This is a genomic window from Thioalkalivibrio sp. ALJ4 (assembly GCF_000377225.1).
Lineage (GTDB): Bacteria > Pseudomonadota > Gammaproteobacteria > Ectothiorhodospirales > Ectothiorhodospiraceae > Thioalkalivibrio.
In genome coordinates this window covers 157,603-174,418 of the sequence record NZ_KB897917.1, presented here as the reverse complement: position 1 = coordinate 174,418, position 16,816 = coordinate 157,603, and the positions used below count along the sequence as shown (strand labels likewise).

Genomic DNA, 16,816 nt, shown 5'->3' with positions numbered 1-16,816 from the left:
TTTGATGACTGAACAACAATCGGCAACGACCCGCACCGCCATTCTGGTAGTGGATGATTCCAAGGTGATCCGGATCGCCCTGCAGCGCATCCTGCAGGGTGAGCGTGTGGTCTACGAGGCGGCGGACGGCGAAGAGGCCTGGTCGCTCCTGCAGCGCAATGCCGATATCGGTCTGGTGCTGACGGACCTGTCTATGCCGGGCCTGGATGGCCAGGACCTGCTGCTGCGGATTCGCGATGGTGCCGAAGGGCTCCCGGCCGATCTTCCGGTGGCCATTATCACCGGTCAGGAGAGCGACGAGGAAGCCAGTCGCGAATGGCTGCAACTGGGCGCCAACGCTGTGTTGATGAAGCCCTTTGTGCCCGGTCGCGTGCGCGAGGTGGTCAATGATCTGCTGCCGCTGACTACAGGGGGTGGCGGCGACCAGCTCCTGCGGCAGGAAGTGGACCGGCTGCGTCGCGAGTTGATGCTACGCCAGCAATCCGCCAGTGAGCGCGAGGCGCAGCGCGAGATCGAACGCCTGCACACCGCGCTGAGCGAGGCGCGCGATGAGGCGACGGCCGCCTTGCAGCGCGCCGAGGAAAGCGAAGGCCAGCTCGCCGAGCTGCAGGCGGCCGAGCTGATCGCGGGCGAAGATCCGGGCGAGGAGACGGCCACTCCGGACTCGTCCGAGCGGGTCGAGGAGCTAGAAGTACTACGTGCCCGCGTGCGCGAGTTCGAGAACGAGAATATCCGGCTGGACCACGAGCTGGTCGAGCTGGACCGCTTGCGCGAGACCGTGCAGAAGGAGCGGGATCAGGCCCTGGAAGAGGCGTCCCGGCTGCGTCAGGAGCGCAATCAGCAGTGTGAGCGTGCCGCCGCAGCCGAGCGGGCACGGGCCGACCTGGAGGCCCGCTGTTCGGAGCAGGACGGCTCCTCCTCGGCCCTTGCTGAACGGCTGGCCCGTCGTGAGCAGGAACTGGAGGAGTCGCGCGAACGCAATCAGACTCTGCGAGCCCGCATCCGCGAATTGGAGCTGGGGTCGGCGACGTCTCTTTCGGGGCAGGAACGTGACGCCCCCGCTGCGCGCGGGGAGGCGCATGAACCGCTGGTGGCCCGTGCCAACGAACCGATGTCGCCCGCACCGGCGATGGCGGCCGATACGCCCGCGGCCAGGCCTTCATCGCGCAAGCGCCGCAGTCGTCCGGCGCCTTCTCGCGGCTGGCGCTGGCTGAAGCTGGCGATCCTGGTCATGGTGGCCGTGGTGGTGGGGCTTGGGACCCTGATCTTTTTCCGCAACTTCTGACCGGATCGGCGGGGCCGGGTAGCGTAAATCGAGCGTGGCGGGCAACGGGCCCGCCACGCTCGAGCAGTGCCAGATACTCGAACTACATGCGTTCCAGGGCGCTCAGCAGGTGCTTCCACGAGTCGCGGTCAGCCCGCTCGTCGTAGCCCACCGGCATGTCGAACTTCTCGGCGATCTCGTCGGCCCCGGGGTTGGTGAAACTGTGCACCACACCGGAGAAGTCGACAAAGGTATAGGTGGCCTCGGCGTTATCCATCTCCTCGCGGAAGTCCGCCACCTGCTCCGGCGGGACCATCGGGTCGGCCGCACCGTTGAAGACCAGGACTTCCGCCGTGACGTCGCCCGCACTCGCCGGGTGGTCAGTCACCAGTGCGCCATGGAAGCTGGCAACCAGGGCCAGGTCCATTCCGGCACGCGCGGCCTCCAGCACCACCGTGCCGCCGAAGCAGTAGCCCACCGCCGCCAGCGCCTGGTCGGCTGTGGCATCGTGCTCCTTGAGCCAGTCATGGGCGGCCTCGAAGCGGCCCAGCATCAGGTCGCGGTTGCCGCGAATCTGTCCGGCGAACTCTCCCGCCTCGGATGGGTGGTCGGCTCTCTTGCCGCTGCCGTACATGTCCAGTGCGAAGGCGGCATAGCCCTCGCGTGCCAGTTGCTCGGCCCGGTCGCGGGCGTATTCGTTGTGGCCCCACCATTCATGGACCACCAGGACGCCCGGGTGGGGGCCGTCGCTGTCGGGGTAGGCGAGATAGCCGGTCATCTCCTCGCCATCATGATCGTAGGTGACCTCCTCGGTCTGGATGCCGGCCAGCGCCAGGCCGGGGAGGGTAAAGGCCAGTAGTGCAGCGGTCAGTCGAAACGCCATGGGACAACCTCCGTTGTGGGGTGCAAGCAACAATTAGTGATCCGAGTACCTGATTATGGTTCGTTCCGCCGCGATTTGCCCGGGCTTCGTTTCCCTGGCGGGGGGCATGGGGCTACAGTAGATACAGCGGGGCGTGCGGCCCTGTTGTGGAGAACCAGGATGTCCGAGATGCACGCAACGGAAAGCCTCGAGGCGCGCGTCCAGTCGGCCGACAAGCTGCTGGCGATGCCGCAGGTCGTGTTCGAAGTCGCGCGCCTGCTGGAGGATGACAACAGTACACCGGGACAGATCGCCGCAACCCTGGGGCGGGACCCCGGTCTGGTGGCCCTCGTTCTGCGCCTGGCCAACAGCCCGGCGTATGCACAGACGCGCAGCGTCGATACCGTGGAACGCGCGGTGAACCTGCTCGGACGCGACACCCTTAAGCGTCTGGTCGTGGCCGGTGCGATCACCCGCGCGACCGGCCGCATCCCCGACCAGGAGCGTCTGCCGCTGGAGGTGTTCTGGCGCCATTCCGCCTACTGTGCGGTCATCGCCCGCCACCTGGCTGACCGCGTCCTGCCGCGCCAGGCCGGTAGCGTGTTTCTCGCCGGGCTGCTGCATGATCTGGGCAAGCTCTTGCTGTTCACCCAGTCGCCGGAGGCGGCGCACCGCGCATTTCTCTCCAGCCTGGATATCGGGGCGGGGCCCAGTCCGCAGCGGGCCGAGCGCGAGCAGCTGGGTTTCGATCACGCGGAACTGGGCGGGGCGCTGGCCGCCCACTGGGGACTGCCGGAGGGGCTGGTGGCCTGTGTGGCTGGGCACCACCACCCGCAGTCAGCGCCCGAGGGGCACCGGTTGGCGGTGATGCTGGTGCATCTTGCCAATACCGGGGCCCACCTGGCCGAGATTGACTCGCGCGACTGGGCCGATGCCCCACCGGTGGACGAGGATGTCTGGCAGGCCGTCGGGCTGGAGCCGGAGGACCTGCTGCGGGCCGTGGAGGCGGCCCAGCACGAGATCGTGGATGTCGAGGCGCTTTGTGCGTCAGGCCCGGAGTGACGCGAACCTTGATGCGCTGCGGGCGGTCCTAGAGGCATGAACCTTCTGCGTCACTTTTCTGCGCTGACCGGCTTGCTGCTGGGCGGGTTGCTCGTGGGCTGTGCGAGTATCCCCGAAGGGATCGAGCCCCTGCCGGAGGAGCCCCTGACCCGCGCCGAGGTCCTGGCCGACCCCGAGGCGACCAAGGGCCAGGCCGTGGTCTGGGGCGGTGTCATTGCAAAGGTCGAGAACACCCGGGACGGCACCCGGCTCGAGGTGGTGGCGCGCCCGCTCAATCGCGAGGCTCGTCCGCGCGAGGTCGACCAGTCGGAGGGCCGGTTCCGTGCCTATATCGACGACTTCCTCGATCCCCAGGTGTACGCGGAGGGGCGCGAGGTCACGGTGCGCGGCCGGCTGGATGGCATAGAGGACGGCTCAATTGGCGAGTTCGACTATCGCTTCGTCCGTATCGACGCACAGACGGTACACCTGTGGGCCAAGCGCCCCCCGCCGCGCGATCCGTATTACTACGACCCTTGGGGCCCGCCGGGCTATATGGGCCCGTACTGGCGGCCGCACCCCTACCACTGGCGTCACGACCCCTGGCGATATGATCCCTGGTACTGGTAACGCATGGCGCACCCGGGTCGCTGCGCTGGTGCTGGTGTTTGCGCCGGTGCTGCTGGCGGGTTGCGCCTCCGGCCCGCTGGACATCCCCGATGCGGTGGGTGATCCGGTGCCCCCGCGCAGCGTGACGGCTGACAATCTGCCCGCCGAGGACCAGGTCTGGGGCGGGGTGATTGCCCGCGTCGACAACCGTGCGGACAGTACGGTGCTAGAGGTGGTCAGCTACCCGCTGCAGCGCCAGGAGCCGCAGACACGACAGGCGAATACGGGGCGTTTTCGCCTCAAGCTCGATGGTTTTGCCGATCCGGTCGACTACCGCCCGGGACGCCGCGTTACGGCGGTGGGGACGGTCTCGGGGACCGAGGAGGGCTCGATCGGGCAGCTGGCCTATGTCTTCCCGCTGCTGGATGCCTACTCGGTCCACCTGTGGCCGGACCCGGAACCCCCGAGGCCGTCGTCGGGCGTGCGTTTCGGGATCGGCATCGGGATCGGGCTCTAGTGTGCCGCTGGCAAGACTTCCTGACGCGGTCTCAAAATCCAAAAGGCATGTTCAAGCACGAGGAGTCGCTCGATGCGAGCCATCGTTTTCGACGCGCCCGGTGGGGCGGATGTCCTGCAACTGAAGGAAGTCCCCGAGCCCGAGCTTGAAGGGACTGAAGACGTAAAGATTCGGCTGCTGGCGGCCGGCGTGAACCCCGTCGACACCAAGGTTCGGGCACGGGGCATGCTGGTGCCAGGGGCACCACGTAACACGCCCGGCTGTGACGGTGTCGGCGTGGTCGAGTCCTGCGCCAGCGGTGTGCGCCATGTCCGCCCGGGGCAGCGCGTGGCCTTCTGCTTTGGTGGCGTGGGGGCGGACCCGGGTACCTATGCCGAGCAGGTGGTGGTCCCGGAGGCGGCCGTGGTGCCGGTACCGGCCGCGGTGACGGACCTGCAGGCCGCGGCTTTGCCGCTGACCTGGCTCACGGCCTGGGAGGCATTGTTCGAGCGCGCCGATCTGCAGCGTGGACAGACCGTACTGGTGCATGCCGCTGCAGGCGGGGTGGGGCAGATGGCCGTGCAGATCGCGCGCGCGGCCGGGGCCCGGGTCCTGGGGCTGGTGCGTCGCGAAGAGGCGCAGCGCCTGGTCACCGGCCTGGGCGGCGATGTGGTCGACCTGACCCGGCCCGACGCCGGGGAGTCGATCCGGGGCTACACCGACGGGCGCGGTTTCGACATCGTGCTGGACACCGTGGGCGGGCCGGTCTTCCGCGATGGGCTGGCACAGGTGGCCTACGGCGGTGATCTGGTGACCCTGCTGGCGCCGCCGGATGACGTCGACTGGAACGCGGCGCGCCTGCGCAACCCCAGTATCAGCCTGGAGCTGATGCTGACCCCGATGCTGGAAGGGGATCGCCGGCGCCTGAAGCACCAGGCCACGCTGGTGGCCGAGGGGCTCGCGCGCCTGGCCAGCGGGCGGCTGCAGGTCAACGTGGAGGACAGCCTGCCGCTGGCCGAGGCGGCCGAGGCGCACCGGCGTATCGAGGCCGGCGGGCGTCGCGGCAAGCTGGTGCTGCGGATCCCGGAGTAGGTCAGCTACCGAACAGGTGGCTGAATACGCGTGCACCGCCGATATAGGTGCCGGCCGCGGAGCCGAGCGTCGTCAGCAGGAAGACCAGCAGCACGCGCGAGACCCGGTTGCGCCACCAGCCCCTCGGGGTGGTGGTGTCCTGGCGCAGGCGGGCAAAGTCGTCGACCCGCGGTTTGCGCAGAAACAGCTCGGCCGCGGCCGCGACGAAGCCTACCCCGATGGTCGGGTTCAGCGAGGTCAGGGGTGCGGCCAGCGCCGCTGTGACCACGGTCAGCGGATGCGCGAGCGCGATAATCGCGCCAATGGCGGCCAGGCCGCCGTTGATCATCACCCAGTCCATCACCATCTGCAGGCCGATGTCCGGATTGCGCAGGAAACCGATCACGAAGCCGGTCAGGATCACGGCGACGATCACCCACGGCAGGACCTTGGGCCAGCGTGCCTTGGGCGGTGATTGGTCGAGGGAGTCCAGGATGGCGTCGGGCGGCGTCAGTTCGTCTTCCGCTTGGGTTGCGATCCCGGACAGGTGCCCGGCACCGACCACGGCGAGGATGCGGCGGTGGTTGCCGGACGCGGCCAGGCGCCGCAGGTGGGCCGCCATGTACTGGTCGCGCTCGTGGATCAGCGTGCGATAGAGGTCCTCCGACTGTTCGGCGAATTCGCTGAAGGTGGACTCCAGCATGTCGCCTTCCTTCAGCCGTTCGATCTCCGATTCGTCGATCTTCTCGCGCGACAGGACCGAGCCGAACAGCCCGCCGATCAGCCCCATGCGCTGCCACCAGGGCACCGCGCGGTAGGTGCGGCGTAGCGTCAGGCCGAGGTCGCGGTCGATCAGCGCCAGCGGCAGCCCGCCATCCAGGGCTGCGTCCATCGCCGCGCGCATCTCGGCCCCCGGCTCGATCCCGTACTGTTCCGCCAGGCGCTGCTGATAGGCCCCCAGCGCGAGGCTCGCGGCGATCATCGGGGCCTGCCCCTGGCGCATCACACTGAACAGGTCCATGCGCCCGACCGCGTCGGGATCCAGCATCGCGCGCTGGCGGCTCTCGCACAGTTCGATGGCCACCGCGTCGAACTCGCCGGTGTCCACGAGGGCACGCACCTTGTCGGCGCTGGCGCGGGAGACATGCGCGGTGCCCAGCACAACGACCTCGGTACTGCCCAGTTGCAGGACTCGGTGGGGTTCGTCGGTGATCAGGTCGTGGACAGAAGCACTCATCGCAGGGGGTGGTTCCGGTTAGGCGGGCGCGGCAATCCTAGCAGGGTCGCCGCATGGGGACGACCTGGCAGCCTGCCAGATCTCAGGACTCCGGCTCCTCGTCCCCCTCGGCATCCTCGGTGTCGGGGATGGGGAAGGCCTCCGGATCGACCGGCGCCGGGGCCTCGGGGATGCGCAGGGTGTCAAGACGTTCAAGTACGCGCAGGGCCCGCTCGCGCGCGGTGGCCAGCCCGGAATGACTGGGGGCCAGCGCAAGTCCTTCTTCCCAGGTGTCGACCGCCTCCTGGATCTGGCCGGCCGTGTACTGGCGGCGGCCCTCTTCCAGCAGGTGCTCGGCGCGCTGGTCGCGCTGTTCGCGCCACTCGTCGCACAGGGAGATGCGTGCTCGCTGGGCGGCCTGGTCGGGGCCGGAGGCATCTTCGTCCAGCCGGATGTCGCCACTACGGCACCACTGAGCCGCCCGCTGCAATTCGCCGGCCTGCAGGGCCTGACGCAACTGCGCGTTGATCGCGGACAGGCGCTCGGCCTCCTCTTCGCGGTCCTTGTCTTCCTCGCGTGTGCGCATCTCCTCCTGGAGTTCGCGGATGCGGGAGGCCCGTTCGCTGACCGGGGATAAATCCTGTGCCAGGCGCAACAGCTCCAGGCGCTCGCGGCCATCGCTGTCGTCGGCATACTGCTCCAGGGCCTTGGCCAGGGCGGGGGCGCGTTCGCTCAGGGCGTCCGGGTCTGCGGGCAGTTGACCGGTATCCGGAACCAGGGGGCGCATGATCTCCAGCAGGCGGAGTTGCTGAACCAGGTTGCGGGCCTCAAGGACATCGTGGCGCTGCTGCAGGGTGCGCAGACCGACCTGGCGCTGGCGCTCCAGCTGGTCAATGAAGCGGGCACGCTCCTCGCTTTCGGGCAGGCGGGAGTCGGCGTCCTCCAGGATCCCCAGGGCCTCTGCGACCGCGCCCTCGGCGGAAACAGCCCGTGCTTTCTTCATGGCCTGCTCTGCTGCCTCTTGCGCCATGATCTCGATCTGCTCTCGGCGCGAGGTCCATTCGGCGGCTGGCTCGGGGTCGTGCTCGTTGATCAGCTCCAGGGCGCGCTGGTACTCGCCTTCCTCGACGGCGGCTTCGATCTGGTCTTCCGCCGTCATGAAGGGCTGCATGCCGGCGCAGCCCTGGAAAAAAAGCAGAGCGAGGGCGGCCAGCAGCAGGCCCGGTCGCGCGCCGTGGAGCCGCATCAATGGGTGTCCGCCACCGCGAGGATACGAATGACCTCGGCGGGTTCGCTGACGCCGTGTAACTCGTGCGTCCCCCAGTGTTCGGTTTCAAACTGCCCTTTCACCTGCTCATGCTCCATGAAGCACTGCGTGGTTACCATGCCGGCGGATGGCGCGACCGTGACCAGGCGGGCCGCCACGTTGACGGTGTCGCCGACCACGGTGAATTGCATGCGGTCCTGCGCGCCCATGTTGCCGGCCAGCATCTCGCCCGCGTTCAAGCCAATGCGGAATTCGACGCGTTCCTCGCCCCGGGCCTCGCGTTCAGCGTTGATCGCGGCGACCGTTTCCAGCAACGCGAGCCCGGTTCGTGCGGCCGTCTGGCGATGGTTCTCGTCACCGCCGAGGCCAAACACCGCCATGGTACAGTCGCCCATGTACTTGTCTACCGTCCCACCGTGACGGGCAATACATTCCGCCATCGGACCGAAGAATTCATTCAGCATGCGGCCGAGTTCTTCCGGGGTGCAGCGCTCCGACAGCGCGGTATAGCCCTTGATGTCGGCGAACAGCACCGAGCCCTCGACCGCCCGTCCTCCGAGCTCGATCCGGTCGAGATTCTCCAGGATGTCCTGCGCGATCGCGTCGGAGACATAACGGCGCAGGGCCGATTCGACCTGGTCCTTGCGCAGCAGGTCCTGGGCCATGTTGTTGAAGGCGTCGGTCAGCTGGGCGATCTCGTCCTCGTGCACCATCGGCACGGGTCGCCCATGTTCGTCGACGGGATGGCGTATGCGCTCGCGCATGGCATGTGCCAGGCGCTCCAGCGGGCGCACCAGGCGCTTGCTGATGTCGATTGCCAGGATCAGGCTGAGCAGAAAGACCCCGATCGCTGTCGCAATCCCCGTATTGATGGTGTTGCGGATCAGTTCCTGCATGGGGGTCGTGTCGATGTGCGCCTCGATGTACCCGACCTGTACATCCTGGAAGTACACCTCGCGCTGGTAGGGCTCTACCGGAACGGCCAGTGGCCACACGCCTTCGCTGATGCCTCCCCCGGGGGAGGGTGGGGTGCCGGCCGAGGCGATCACGCCGCGGTCGATGGCGTAGGCGGTGACCGATTCGACGCGACCGTCCTCGACCAGCGAGTTCAGCAGGGTCTCCAGGGTCAGATAGTCCTCGGCCAGCATCAGCTCGGCCGAGGTGCGGGCGACGGGTGCCAGGGTCAGCTCGGCCTGGGCCTGGATCTGGTTGTTGAGGACATTGGTGACCTGGTTCAGCACCACCACCGAAAGGGTGCCGATGCCCAGCAGGGTGAGGATGGCGACGACCGCGACGATCTTCCAGGCGATGGGGAGATAGCGTGGAGTGAAATCCCCCGCCGACAAGCGCCCGTTGTTTGATTTTCTGGATTTCACGATTGAGAGGCCATGGAGGGCTTTCGGTGTGGGGAGGTCCATGCCCGCCATTGATCGAACAACGCGGCCGAACGGGCCGCGATGGCCGAGCGCTTGTTCAGGGAGCGGCCAAACGCCGCCTCGCCCTCGAGGTTGCTCATTGTGCCGCCGGCGCGGGCCAGCATCAGCGTTCCGGCGGCGCTGTCCCACAGGGCCTGCCCGCCGTGCAGATACAGATCGGCGCGCCCGGCCGCCAGCCAGGCCCATTCCAGGGCGCAGGCCCCCAGGTTGCGCTGCGAGCGGTACGGGGCGTTAGTGGCCATGGCCGCCGCCAAGTCGGGGGCCAGGCGCTTGTAGTCGACCAAGGCGATGGCCTTGTCCAGGCGGCTGGCCGGGGCGCGGGCGGCTGCCGGGGGGGGCGCATCGTTCAGCAGCAGGGGTCCGTCTTCGCGTGCGGTAAAGAGTTCGTCCCGTACCGGGTCGTAGGTCGCGCCATGGGTGACGCGGTCGTCTTCGATGCGCGCAATGGAGATCGCGAAAAAGGGCATGCAGCCGGCGAAGTTACTGGTGCCGTCCAGCGGGTCGACCAGCCAGAAGGCGGGTGCCTCGTCGAGTACGCGGGCCTGCTCCTGCCGCGATTGCTCCTCGCTCAATACGGGTTCGCCTGCGATCGCGGTCCCCAGCAGGTCGCGAAGTCGTGCATCGACGGCATGGTCGGCCTGGGTGATCACCGAGCCATCGGCCTTGTAGTCCACCGCGATCCCGGCCTCGAAGCGAGGTAGCAGCTCGCTCTGGCCAACAGAACGGAGCTCTCCGGCGAGTTGATTGAATGCGTTTGTGCTGATGGACATGGGGCGTCGAGTGCAGGGTGGTCGTCGGCAAGAAACGGAATGTGGGTATCATACCCGTCCATGACGGCTTTGCTGATAATCCTAGCCCTGGTTCTGGTGGCCTTTTACGTGAACGACTCCTGGCGCACCCACGAACGGGTGCGCCAGATCGCGCGCCGCAGTTGCGAGCAGGCCGGTGTGCAGTTGCTGGATGGCAGCGTGGTACGCACGCGCCAGTCCATTCGGCGCCGGCCCGGAGGCCTGGCCTGGTGGCGGCAATACCGCTTTGAATTCGCCACCGACGGGGCCAGCCGACATGTGGGCGAGATCTCGCTGGATGGCCGTCGTCTGCGCCAGGTCACCCTCGACCTGCCCGATGACGGGCGCCTGGTGGATGGCGATGGCGATGGCGGTGCGGGGCATCGGGGCCCCGAACGATGACGCTGAGCGAGTTGCGCTATGTCGTTGCGGTGGCCGACCAGCGTCATTTTGGTCGGGCGGCCGAGGCTTGTCATGTCAGTCAGCCGTCTTTGTCCGTCGCCATTCGCAAACTTGAAGATGAACTGGGGGTTACCCTGTTCGAGCGCGGCCGTGGCGAGGTCAGCGTGACCCCGGCCGGCGAGCAAGTCGTGACCCAGGCCCGCCGGGTGCTGACCGAGGTGGAGCATCTGCGTGCGGTGGCGGTGCAGAGTCAGGACCAGCTGGCGGGGCCTTTGCGGCTCGGGGCCATCTACACCATTGGTCCGTACCTGCTGCCCGAGCTGATCCCGGTGCTGCGCGAGCGCGCGCCCAGAATGCCGCTGGTGATCGAGGAGAACTACACCGACCGATTGCGCGAGCGGCTGAAGCACGGCGAACTGGACGCGATCATCATTTCGTTGCCGTTCGAAGAGCCGGGGGTGGTCACGCTGCCGCTGTACGACGAGCCTTTCGTCGCGGTGCTGCCGGGCGGCCACCCCCTGCAGGACAAGAAGACGCTGACCCTCGAGGACATGGCGGATGCGACCTTGCTGATGCTCGGTGCCGGGCACTGCTTCCGTGATCAGGTGCTGGAACGCTGCCCCGCCTGCCAGAGGACGGTTACGGCCGATGGCAGTACGCCGCGCAATATGGAGGGGTCCTCACTGGAGACCATTCGCCATATGGTGGCCTCGGGTATGGGCGTGACCATTCTGCCGTGTACTGCGGTGGGGGCCGATCGCTACGCCCAGCGCCTGCTGGCCGTGCGTCGATTCGAGGACCCGGCCCCCAGCCGCCGGGTGGCGCTGGCCTGGCGTACCAGTTTTCCGCGGCCGGAGGCGATCGAGGCCCTGCGCCAGGCCATCCTGGCCACGGCGCTTACCTGTGTGGATTTTATTCAGCCTGGCGCGAACCCCTGAGTCCAGCTTCGGCCGGGGGTCAGTTGCCCGCCAGGACGCGGTTGCGCCCGGACTGCTTGGCAGCGTATAGCGCCTCGTCGGCCTTCTGGTAGAGGGCCTGCAGCGTCGTGTGGCGGCCCACGCTCGCGACCCCGATGCTGGCCGTGACCTTGACTACGCCCTCGCTTTGCAGGGCTGATGCATCATCGGCGGTCGCGGTGGCGCGGATACTCGCAATCGCCGTGCGGATGCGTTCCGCGCACTCCATGGCGCAGGCCAGGTCGGCCCCCGGCAAGACGGCCAGGAATTCCTCTCCGCCCATACGCACCAGCAGATCGGACTGCCGTGTGGCCGTACGCAGCGTGTCCGCTACGCGGCGCAGTAGCTCGTCGCCCACCGCATGGCCGTAGTCGTCATTGATGCGCTTGAAGTGGTCCAGGTCGATGGCCAGCACGGACAGTGGGCGGTCCTGGCGGCGGCAGTCGGCCAGCCATTTGGCGCCCTGGATCTCGAAGGCACGACGGTTGCCCAGCCCCGTGAGTTCGTCGCTCTCCAGGTTGGACATCAGCCGCCGGAACCGGTGGGCATTGTGCAGGGCGGGGGCGGCCAGCCCGAGCAGCGCCTCGATCTGCTGCTGTTCCGCGTCGCTGAAGCGGCGTCCGCGCATCAGGATCAAGGAGCCCATGGTGACGCCGTTGTAGCTGAGCCCGTATTCGATGCGGTGACGGTCATCCTCGCCGCCCGACCACGACTGGTCTTCGTTGTCGGTGTAGAAGATCCATCCGGAATGCTGCAGGAGGGTGTGGAGCTGCTCTTGCAGGCGCTGAAGGACGGCGTCGAATTCCAGTGTCGCGGTCAGGGACTGGACGAAGGCCAGCGCGTCAAATGGGGCCTCGGGGTGCTCGGTGGATTTCCCCTTGCCCGATACCAGGCGCAGATTCCCTGCGTTTCCGTCGCGATTCATGGCCGCCTCGCCGTATCCAAAAGTCTTGGGCTCAAGCTGAAGCGAATTTTGTGCCATTTAGTAAAAAAAGATTATAAACAATGTGATGCGTTTATTGTCTTTCTTGGGGTGACGGAAAATCGGCGCCTTTCTGCCGGGGTGGCAAGGCAAGGCCGCCCCGGGCGGCAAGGGGTGGCAATAAATTGACGCATGGGTCAGGAGGGGGCTTTGAACTCGCACTGTCATGTGTGCGCGGGTAACCGTTTCCCTACACTACGCTCATGATCCGACTCTCCGATATCGAGCTGCGGCGTGGCCGGCAGGTGCTGCTGCAGCACAGCGACCTGACTGTTCACGCCGGCTGGCGCGTAGGGCTTACCGGGGCGAATGGCTGCGGCAAGTCCTCGTTGCTGGCCGCGTTGCAGGGCGAGCTCTCCGTGGATGCCGGCCATGTCGATGTGCCGGCGGAGTGGGTGGTCGCCCACCTCCCGCAGGAGGTCCCGGGCAGCCCCCGTCGAGCGGTCGACTACGTACTCGATGGCGATGCCGAGCTGCGCGAGCTGGAGCGCCAGCTGGAGTCGGTCGAGGACGGCGCGGAACACGCGCAGCTGTATGCGGCCATCGATGCGGTCGATGGCTGGTCCGCCGAGGCCCGCGCGCGCCGCCTGCTGGCCGGTCTCGGGTTTGCGCCGGAGGATGCCGATCGTCCGATGAGCGACTTTTCCGGTGGCTGGCGGATGCGGCTCGGCCTGGGGCGAACCCTGATGACCCGGTCGGACCTCCTGCTGCTGGACGAGCCGACCAACCACCTCGACATGGAGGCCATCGTCTGGCTGGAGGGCTGGCTGGCGCGCTATCCGGGCACCGTAATCGTGATCGCCCACGACCGGCGTTTCCTTGATGCGGTAGTCACACACATCGCGCATATCGAGCGCGGACGGATCGAGCTTTACAGCGGGGGTTACACCCAGGCCGAGAAACGACGCGCGGAGGTCGCGGCACAAAGCGAGGCGGCGGCCGCGAAGGTCGCCGCCGAGCGCGCGCACCTGGAGGACTTCGTGCGCCGTTTCCGCGCCAAGGCGAGCAAGGCGCGCCAGGCCCAGAGCCGGCTGAAGCGCCTCGAGCGGCTGGATGAGGTCGCGGTGATTCGCGCCGCGCGCCCGATCCACCTGGAGATCCCGACCCCGGGGCGTCTGCCCGATCCTCTGCTGGCGCTGGAGGCGGCGGCGGTCTGCGACGGCGAGACCTGCCGCCTGCGGGCGACCGACCTGCGGCTGCGCCCGGAGGATCGTATCGGCGTGCTGGGACCCAACGGCGCCGGGAAATCGACACTGCTGTCCCTGCTCGCAGGCGCGCTTGCCCCGACGGCGGGTGAGCGGCGCGTCGACCCCAGCCTGCGGGTGGGCTACTTCGCCCAGCATCAGCGCGAGCAGCTGGATCTTGCGGCCTCGCCCCTGACCCATATGACGCGGCTGGATGCCGCCGCACCGGAACAGCGCCTGCGTGATTTCCTGGGCGGCATGGGGTTTCCCGGCGAGCGTGCGGACGACCCCGTCGGGCAGTGCTCCGGCGGCGAGCGGGTGCGTCTGGTGCTGGCGATGCTCATCTGGCAGGCGCCCGCGCTGTTGCTGCTCGACGAGCCGACCAACCACCTGGACCTCGACATGCGCGAGGCCCTGGCGGAGGCGTTGGAGAACTATGCCGGCGGGCTGGTCGTGGTGGCACACGATCGCGAACTGCTGGCGCGTGTCTGCGACCGTTTCTGGCGGGTCGAGGAGGGCTGTCTGACCGAGTTTGACGGCGATCTGGATGACTACGCGCGCGAGCTGCAGCGCGAACGGGAGACGCCGGACGCCTCCGCGCCATCGGCGTCGCGCGCGCCGGAAGCGCCGCGTTCGCAGAAGGAGCGCCGCCAGCAGGCCGCTCAGGCACGCGCGGCGCTGCGTCCACTGCAAAAGCGGGCCGATACGGCGGAGCAGGCCTGTGGCGAGTTGCAGCAGCGGCTGGAGGCGATCGAAGGCGAGCTGGCCGATCCCGCGCTGTACACCGGAGATGCCACGGGCCGGCTGGCCGAGCTGACCCGTGAGCAGGGCGAGTTGCGTGCGCGCCTGGAGAACGCCGAGGCCGAATGGATGGAGGCGCTGGAGGCACTTGAGTCAGCGCGCGGGGATTCTGTGGGCCAGGTCTAATGCCCGAGCCTTGCACTCGGGTATTCGGGGGTCTATACAGTAGAGTGAATACACCGGCACGAGGAGTCATTCGCAATGAATGCACAGGAACTCAATCGTCGTTGTGTCGAACTCTTTCAGCACCCGGATGCACAACTGCACTGCTGGCATCCCCGGATGTTCTGGGAGACCCACATGGTGGAGAACCCGAAGCCGGAGGATCTGCAGCAGCCGAAGGTGGACCTGCGTGAGCTCGAGGTGCTGCTGGCCGAGGCCACGCACCAGGATTCACAGTGTGCTGCCGAGCTGGAGCAGGAAGAACCTGGCCGGGCGACCCTGATCCGGCACATGGTCGAGCGTGGCGAGATGCCACTGCTGCACCGGCCGCACTGATCTTGGCAGGATGAACTGGGTCCCTGGCGGGACCCCGGCCCGGTCCTCCGTCGGGCAGCTTGGGCCCCGGCAGATCTTGGCTGCCGGGGTCTCCTTTGTTTGGCCGGTGGCGCGCGTTACTACTGGCGGATGAAGTCCGAGAAGTACAGGGCCTCGATGCGCGGGGCGCCGGTCAGTTCCTCCAGCAGCTCGTTGAGCTCTTCCATCGCCTCCTGGCGCAAGTCCTCGCGGGCCGCGCTGCCGCGCAGGCTGTCGGGTGAGCGCCCTCCCAGGATGCGAATGAGCCGGTCCCGCACGGCCGGAATATGTCCACGAATCTCGCGGGCGTCACCCATCTCCGCAGCCTCGAGTTGAATCTTGGCCTGCAGGTAACGGGCGCGGTCGGAGGATTCCATGTTGACCACCACGGGTTCCAGGGTCACGTAGCGGCTGTCGAGGTCATCGACAGCGACAGCGCTGCCGGGGATCATCCACCAAAGCATGGCGAGCAGGAAAAGGCTTGGCGACAGGGTCTTCATGCGGAGATCTCGTGTGGCAAGTGGGTCCCTTGCGTGGCGATGGCCGCCGCGCGACGGTGTGGTTCCTGGCGATAATATCGGGCCAGATGATCATAGACCGCCGGCAGGGCCTCGCGCAGCCCTTGCGGCTCGAAGAAGAAGGCCTCTGCGGCCACGGCCAGGAATTCCTCCGGCGCGGTCGCGGCGTACGGATCCAGCGGCAGCTGGTCTTCCGGGGTGTCGTTCTCCACGGCCTCGACAAACGCCTCGTAGGCCGCGGTGAAGTCGCGGGTCCAGTCCTCGGCCGAGTGATCGCGCGCGAGTGGCGGAAAGCCGTTCACGTCGCCGTTACCGGCATCCAGAACGTGGGTCATCTCGTGCACCACCACGGCACCATCGCGAACGACATCGGCCCAGGACAGGATGACGGGCCCGCGCTCCCAGGCCTCGCCGGACTGTGGCATGGCCCCCTGATGCACGATGCCGTCCTCGTCCACCCATTCGTGCTCCGGCACGAAGGTGTCCGGATACAGCACCAGTGTGCGCCAGTCGCGATAGGGGGCGAGCCCCAGCTCCAGGACCGGTAGTGCCGCGTAGGCCGCGATCATGCGGCACTGGCCGGGGGTCGGCTCGGACTCGATGCCCACAAACTCGCGGGTGCCCAACAGCTCTTCGACCAGCCCCTTCAGGCGTTCGGTCTCTTCGGGCGTGAGCGTCGCGATGAACGGAACCTGGCGGCGCAGGGTCTCCCATTCATCGGGGCCGAGCGGCACACGGCCGCTATGGCCAGTCGCAAAGGGCTCGATCAGCCGCTTGAGCAGGCCGCGCAACGGATAATGGGGCGTGTCGTGCATGCCGACATCGTCGCACGTTTTATGTGCGGGGTGCCGCGTGGACGGATTCGGCGTGGCCCGGGGGAGGGGCAGGGCGGCTGGCGGCTATCGAAGGTATCGGGCTTCCTTTCCGCTGCGGGCGGCGGTGTGACGTGAAAGGGATGTTCTGTGCCAGAATCAATCGTTCGGGCGGCCCGTATGGCTGCCACAGGCAAGCGATGGAGTGGAGTGGATGCGCAAGCAAGCAGGAATCGTGGCGGGGCTGCTGGTGGCGGCCCTGTGGGTGCCCTTTGTGGCCGCGGATGAGGTCCATACGGTCGCGCAGCTGAGTCAGGCGCCGGCCGAACTCGAGGGTGAATCGGTGCGCCTGGAGGGCATCGTCGGCCAGGTCAACGAGGACATCATGGGGGTGAACTTCATCCACTTCGTGGACGGAACCGGCAACGAGGGTGACTACATCACGATTACATCCACCGAGTTGCCGGAGGTCGGCGACCGCGTTTCGGTGATGGGGACGCTGGTACTGGAGCGTGACTTCGGCGCGGGCTACACCTACCCCGTGCTCATCGAGGACGCCGAGTTTACCGAGAGGTAGCAACGCGCCCTGATCGCG

At 67.5% G+C, this 16,816-nt stretch carries 18 protein-coding genes; 10 read left to right on the top strand and 8 right to left on the bottom strand.

The genetic code is table 11. The annotated features are described in order from the left end of the window. Nucleotides 1–4: 4 nt before the first annotated feature. Nucleotides 5–1,285, top strand: coding sequence for a response regulator (locus tag C936_RS0100845; protein WP_018174918.1), 1,281 nt, complete (start codon nt 5–7; stop codon nt 1,283–1,285). An 82-nt stretch (nt 1,286–1,367) separates the two neighbouring features. Here the strand turns inward: C936_RS0100845 and C936_RS0100840 are convergent, their stop codons facing one another. Continuing rightward, nucleotides 1,368–2,147 carry a dienelactone hydrolase family protein gene (locus C936_RS0100840; RefSeq protein ID WP_018137900.1) on the bottom strand — a complete coding sequence of 260 codons (780 nt, stop codon included), beginning with the start codon at nt 2,145–2,147 and terminating at the stop codon, nt 1,368–1,370. 159 nt (nt 2,148–2,306) lie between these two features. Here C936_RS0100840 and C936_RS0100835 point away from each other — a divergent pair, with 159 nt between their 5' ends. The 4 genes from C936_RS0100835 to C936_RS0100820 all read left to right on the top strand — a co-directional run bounded on the left by C936_RS0100835 (nt 2,307) and on the right by C936_RS0100820 (nt 5,364). Continuing rightward, nucleotides 2,307–3,188, top strand: a complete 882-nt coding sequence (locus C936_RS0100835; RefSeq protein ID WP_018174916.1) for an HDOD domain-containing protein — start codon at nt 2,307–2,309, stop codon at nt 3,186–3,188. Between the two features lie 36 nt (nt 3,189–3,224). Further along, entirely contained in the window at nt 3,225–3,797 is a 573-nt protein-coding gene (locus tag C936_RS0100830) for a Slp family lipoprotein (protein WP_018137902.1), read from the top strand. Continuing rightward, nucleotides 3,778–4,293 carry a Slp family lipoprotein gene (locus C936_RS0100825; RefSeq protein ID WP_081601190.1) on the top strand — a complete coding sequence of 172 codons (516 nt, stop codon included), beginning with the start codon at nt 3,778–3,780 and terminating at the stop codon, nt 4,291–4,293. Before C936_RS0100830 ends, C936_RS0100825 begins: the two co-directional genes overlap by 20 nt. 72 nt (nt 4,294–4,365) lie before the next feature. Beyond that, on the top strand, nt 4,366–5,364 hold the full coding sequence (locus C936_RS0100820; protein WP_018174915.1) for a zinc-binding dehydrogenase: 999 nt from the start codon (nt 4,366–4,368) through the stop codon (nt 5,362–5,364). A gap of 1 nt (nt 5,365) precedes the next feature. Here the strand turns inward: C936_RS0100820 and C936_RS0100815 are convergent, their stop codons facing one another. The 4 genes from C936_RS0100815 to C936_RS0100800 all read right to left on the bottom strand — a co-directional run bounded on the left by C936_RS0100815 (nt 5,366) and on the right by C936_RS0100800 (nt 10,032). Further along, nucleotides 5,366–6,580 carry a TraB/GumN family protein gene (locus C936_RS0100815; RefSeq protein WP_018137905.1) on the bottom strand — a complete coding sequence of 405 codons (1,215 nt, stop codon included), beginning with the start codon at nt 6,578–6,580 and terminating at the stop codon, nt 5,366–5,368. Nucleotides 6,581–6,662: 82 nt separating this feature from the next. Beyond that, nucleotides 6,663–7,805 (bottom strand): hypothetical protein, encoded by a 1,143-nt coding sequence (locus C936_RS0100810; protein ID WP_018174914.1) that lies wholly within the window; start codon nt 7,803–7,805, stop codon nt 6,663–6,665. Continuing rightward, complete coding sequence (locus C936_RS0100805) at nt 7,805–9,172, bottom strand: adenylate/guanylate cyclase domain-containing protein (RefSeq protein ID WP_018862858.1); 1,368 nt, start codon at nt 9,170–9,172, stop codon at nt 7,805–7,807. The genes C936_RS0100810 and C936_RS0100805 overlap by 1 nt, the downstream gene beginning before the upstream one ends. Nucleotides 9,173–9,198: 26 nt before the next feature. Next, nucleotides 9,199–10,032, bottom strand: a complete 834-nt coding sequence (locus tag C936_RS0100800) for an inositol monophosphatase family protein (protein WP_018649109.1) — start codon at nt 10,030–10,032, stop codon at nt 9,199–9,201. 60 nt (nt 10,033–10,092) lie between these two features. Between C936_RS0100800 and C936_RS0100795 the strand changes: the two genes are divergently transcribed. Both C936_RS0100795 and C936_RS0100790 read left to right on the top strand, forming a co-directional pair. Continuing rightward, nucleotides 10,093–10,452: a DUF3301 domain-containing protein gene (locus C936_RS0100795; RefSeq protein ID WP_018649108.1), complete on the top strand. Its 360-nt coding sequence runs from the start codon at nt 10,093–10,095 to the stop codon at nt 10,450–10,452. Then, on the top strand, nt 10,449–11,390 hold the full coding sequence (locus C936_RS0100790) for a hydrogen peroxide-inducible genes activator (RefSeq protein WP_018137910.1): 942 nt from the start codon (nt 10,449–10,451) through the stop codon (nt 11,388–11,390). The genes C936_RS0100795 and C936_RS0100790 overlap by 4 nt, the downstream gene beginning before the upstream one ends. 19 nt (nt 11,391–11,409) lie before the next feature. Here C936_RS0100790 and C936_RS0100785 read toward each other — a convergent pair whose 3' ends face one another. Continuing rightward, entirely contained in the window at nt 11,410–12,333 is a 924-nt protein-coding gene (locus C936_RS0100785; protein WP_018137911.1) for a GGDEF domain-containing protein, read from the bottom strand. Between the two features lie 260 nt (nt 12,334–12,593). On the opposite strand from C936_RS0100785, the gene C936_RS0100780 reads away from it, so the two are divergent. Together C936_RS0100780 and C936_RS0100775 are read left to right on the top strand one after the other, a co-directional pair. Next, nucleotides 12,594–14,501 carry an ATP-binding cassette domain-containing protein gene (locus C936_RS0100780; RefSeq protein WP_018137912.1) on the top strand — a complete coding sequence of 636 codons (1,908 nt, stop codon included), beginning with the start codon at nt 12,594–12,596 and terminating at the stop codon, nt 14,499–14,501. Between the two features lie 75 nt (nt 14,502–14,576). Beyond that, on the top strand, nt 14,577–14,873 hold the full coding sequence (locus tag C936_RS0100775) for a hypothetical protein (RefSeq protein WP_012983699.1): 297 nt from the start codon (nt 14,577–14,579) through the stop codon (nt 14,871–14,873). Between the two features lie 119 nt (nt 14,874–14,992). Here C936_RS0100775 and fliL read toward each other — a convergent pair whose 3' ends face one another. After that, nucleotides 14,993–15,391, bottom strand: coding sequence for a flagellar basal body-associated protein FliL (gene fliL, locus C936_RS0100770; RefSeq protein ID WP_018137913.1), 399 nt, complete (start codon nt 15,389–15,391; stop codon nt 14,993–14,995). Continuing rightward, on the bottom strand, nt 15,388–16,224 hold the full coding sequence (locus C936_RS0100765) for a zinc-dependent peptidase (RefSeq protein ID WP_018137914.1): 837 nt from the start codon (nt 16,222–16,224) through the stop codon (nt 15,388–15,390). Before C936_RS0100765 ends, fliL begins: the two co-directional genes overlap by 4 nt. Before the next feature lie 211 nt (nt 16,225–16,435). Between C936_RS0100765 and C936_RS0100760 the strand changes: the two genes are divergently transcribed. Then, on the top strand, nt 16,436–16,798 hold the full coding sequence (locus C936_RS0100760) for a hypothetical protein (RefSeq protein WP_018137915.1): 363 nt from the start codon (nt 16,436–16,438) through the stop codon (nt 16,796–16,798). The last annotated feature ends 18 nt before the right edge of the window (nt 16,799–16,816 follow it).

Excerpts from the sequence above, each read along its gene's own strand:
- C936_RS0100760 (WP_018137915.1), top strand. The coding sequence starts at position 16,436 with ATGCGCAAGCAAGCAGGAATCGTGGCGGGGCTGCTGGTGGCGGCCCTG.
- C936_RS0100765 (WP_018137914.1), bottom strand. The coding sequence starts at position 16,224 with ATGCACGACACGCCCCATTATCCGTTGCGCGGCCTGCTCAAGCGGCTG.
- C936_RS0100790 (WP_018137910.1), top strand. The coding sequence starts at position 10,449 with ATGACGCTGAGCGAGTTGCGCTATGTCGTTGCGGTGGCCGACCAGCGT.
- C936_RS0100780 (WP_018137912.1), top strand. The coding sequence starts at position 12,594 with ATGATCCGACTCTCCGATATCGAGCTGCGGCGTGGCCGGCAGGTGCTG.
- C936_RS0100795 (WP_018649108.1), top strand. The coding sequence starts at position 10,093 with ATGACGGCTTTGCTGATAATCCTAGCCCTGGTTCTGGTGGCCTTTTAC.
- C936_RS0100785 (WP_018137911.1), bottom strand. The coding sequence starts at position 12,333 with ATGAATCGCGACGGAAACGCAGGGAATCTGCGCCTGGTATCGGGCAAG.
- C936_RS0100815 (WP_018137905.1), bottom strand. The coding sequence starts at position 6,580 with ATGAGTGCTTCTGTCCACGACCTGATCACCGACGAACCCCACCGAGTC.
- C936_RS0100820 (WP_018174915.1), top strand. The coding sequence starts at position 4,366 with ATGCGAGCCATCGTTTTCGACGCGCCCGGTGGGGCGGATGTCCTGCAA.
- C936_RS0100825 (WP_081601190.1), top strand. The coding sequence starts at position 3,778 with ATGATCCCTGGTACTGGTAACGCATGGCGCACCCGGGTCGCTGCGCTG.
- C936_RS0100810 (WP_018174914.1), bottom strand. The coding sequence starts at position 7,805 with ATGCGGCTCCACGGCGCGCGACCGGGCCTGCTGCTGGCCGCCCTCGCT.
- C936_RS0100775 (WP_012983699.1), top strand. The coding sequence starts at position 14,577 with ATGAATGCACAGGAACTCAATCGTCGTTGTGTCGAACTCTTTCAGCAC.
- C936_RS0100835 (WP_018174916.1), top strand. The coding sequence starts at position 2,307 with ATGTCCGAGATGCACGCAACGGAAAGCCTCGAGGCGCGCGTCCAGTCG.
- C936_RS0100840 (WP_018137900.1), bottom strand. The coding sequence starts at position 2,147 with ATGGCGTTTCGACTGACCGCTGCACTACTGGCCTTTACCCTCCCCGGC.
- C936_RS0100800 (WP_018649109.1), bottom strand. The coding sequence starts at position 10,032 with ATGTCCATCAGCACAAACGCATTCAATCAACTCGCCGGAGAGCTCCGT.
- fliL (WP_018137913.1), bottom strand. The coding sequence starts at position 15,391 with ATGAAGACCCTGTCGCCAAGCCTTTTCCTGCTCGCCATGCTTTGGTGG.
- C936_RS0100830 (WP_018137902.1), top strand. The coding sequence starts at position 3,225 with ATGAACCTTCTGCGTCACTTTTCTGCGCTGACCGGCTTGCTGCTGGGC.
- C936_RS0100845 (WP_018174918.1), top strand. The coding sequence starts at position 5 with ATGACTGAACAACAATCGGCAACGACCCGCACCGCCATTCTGGTAGTG.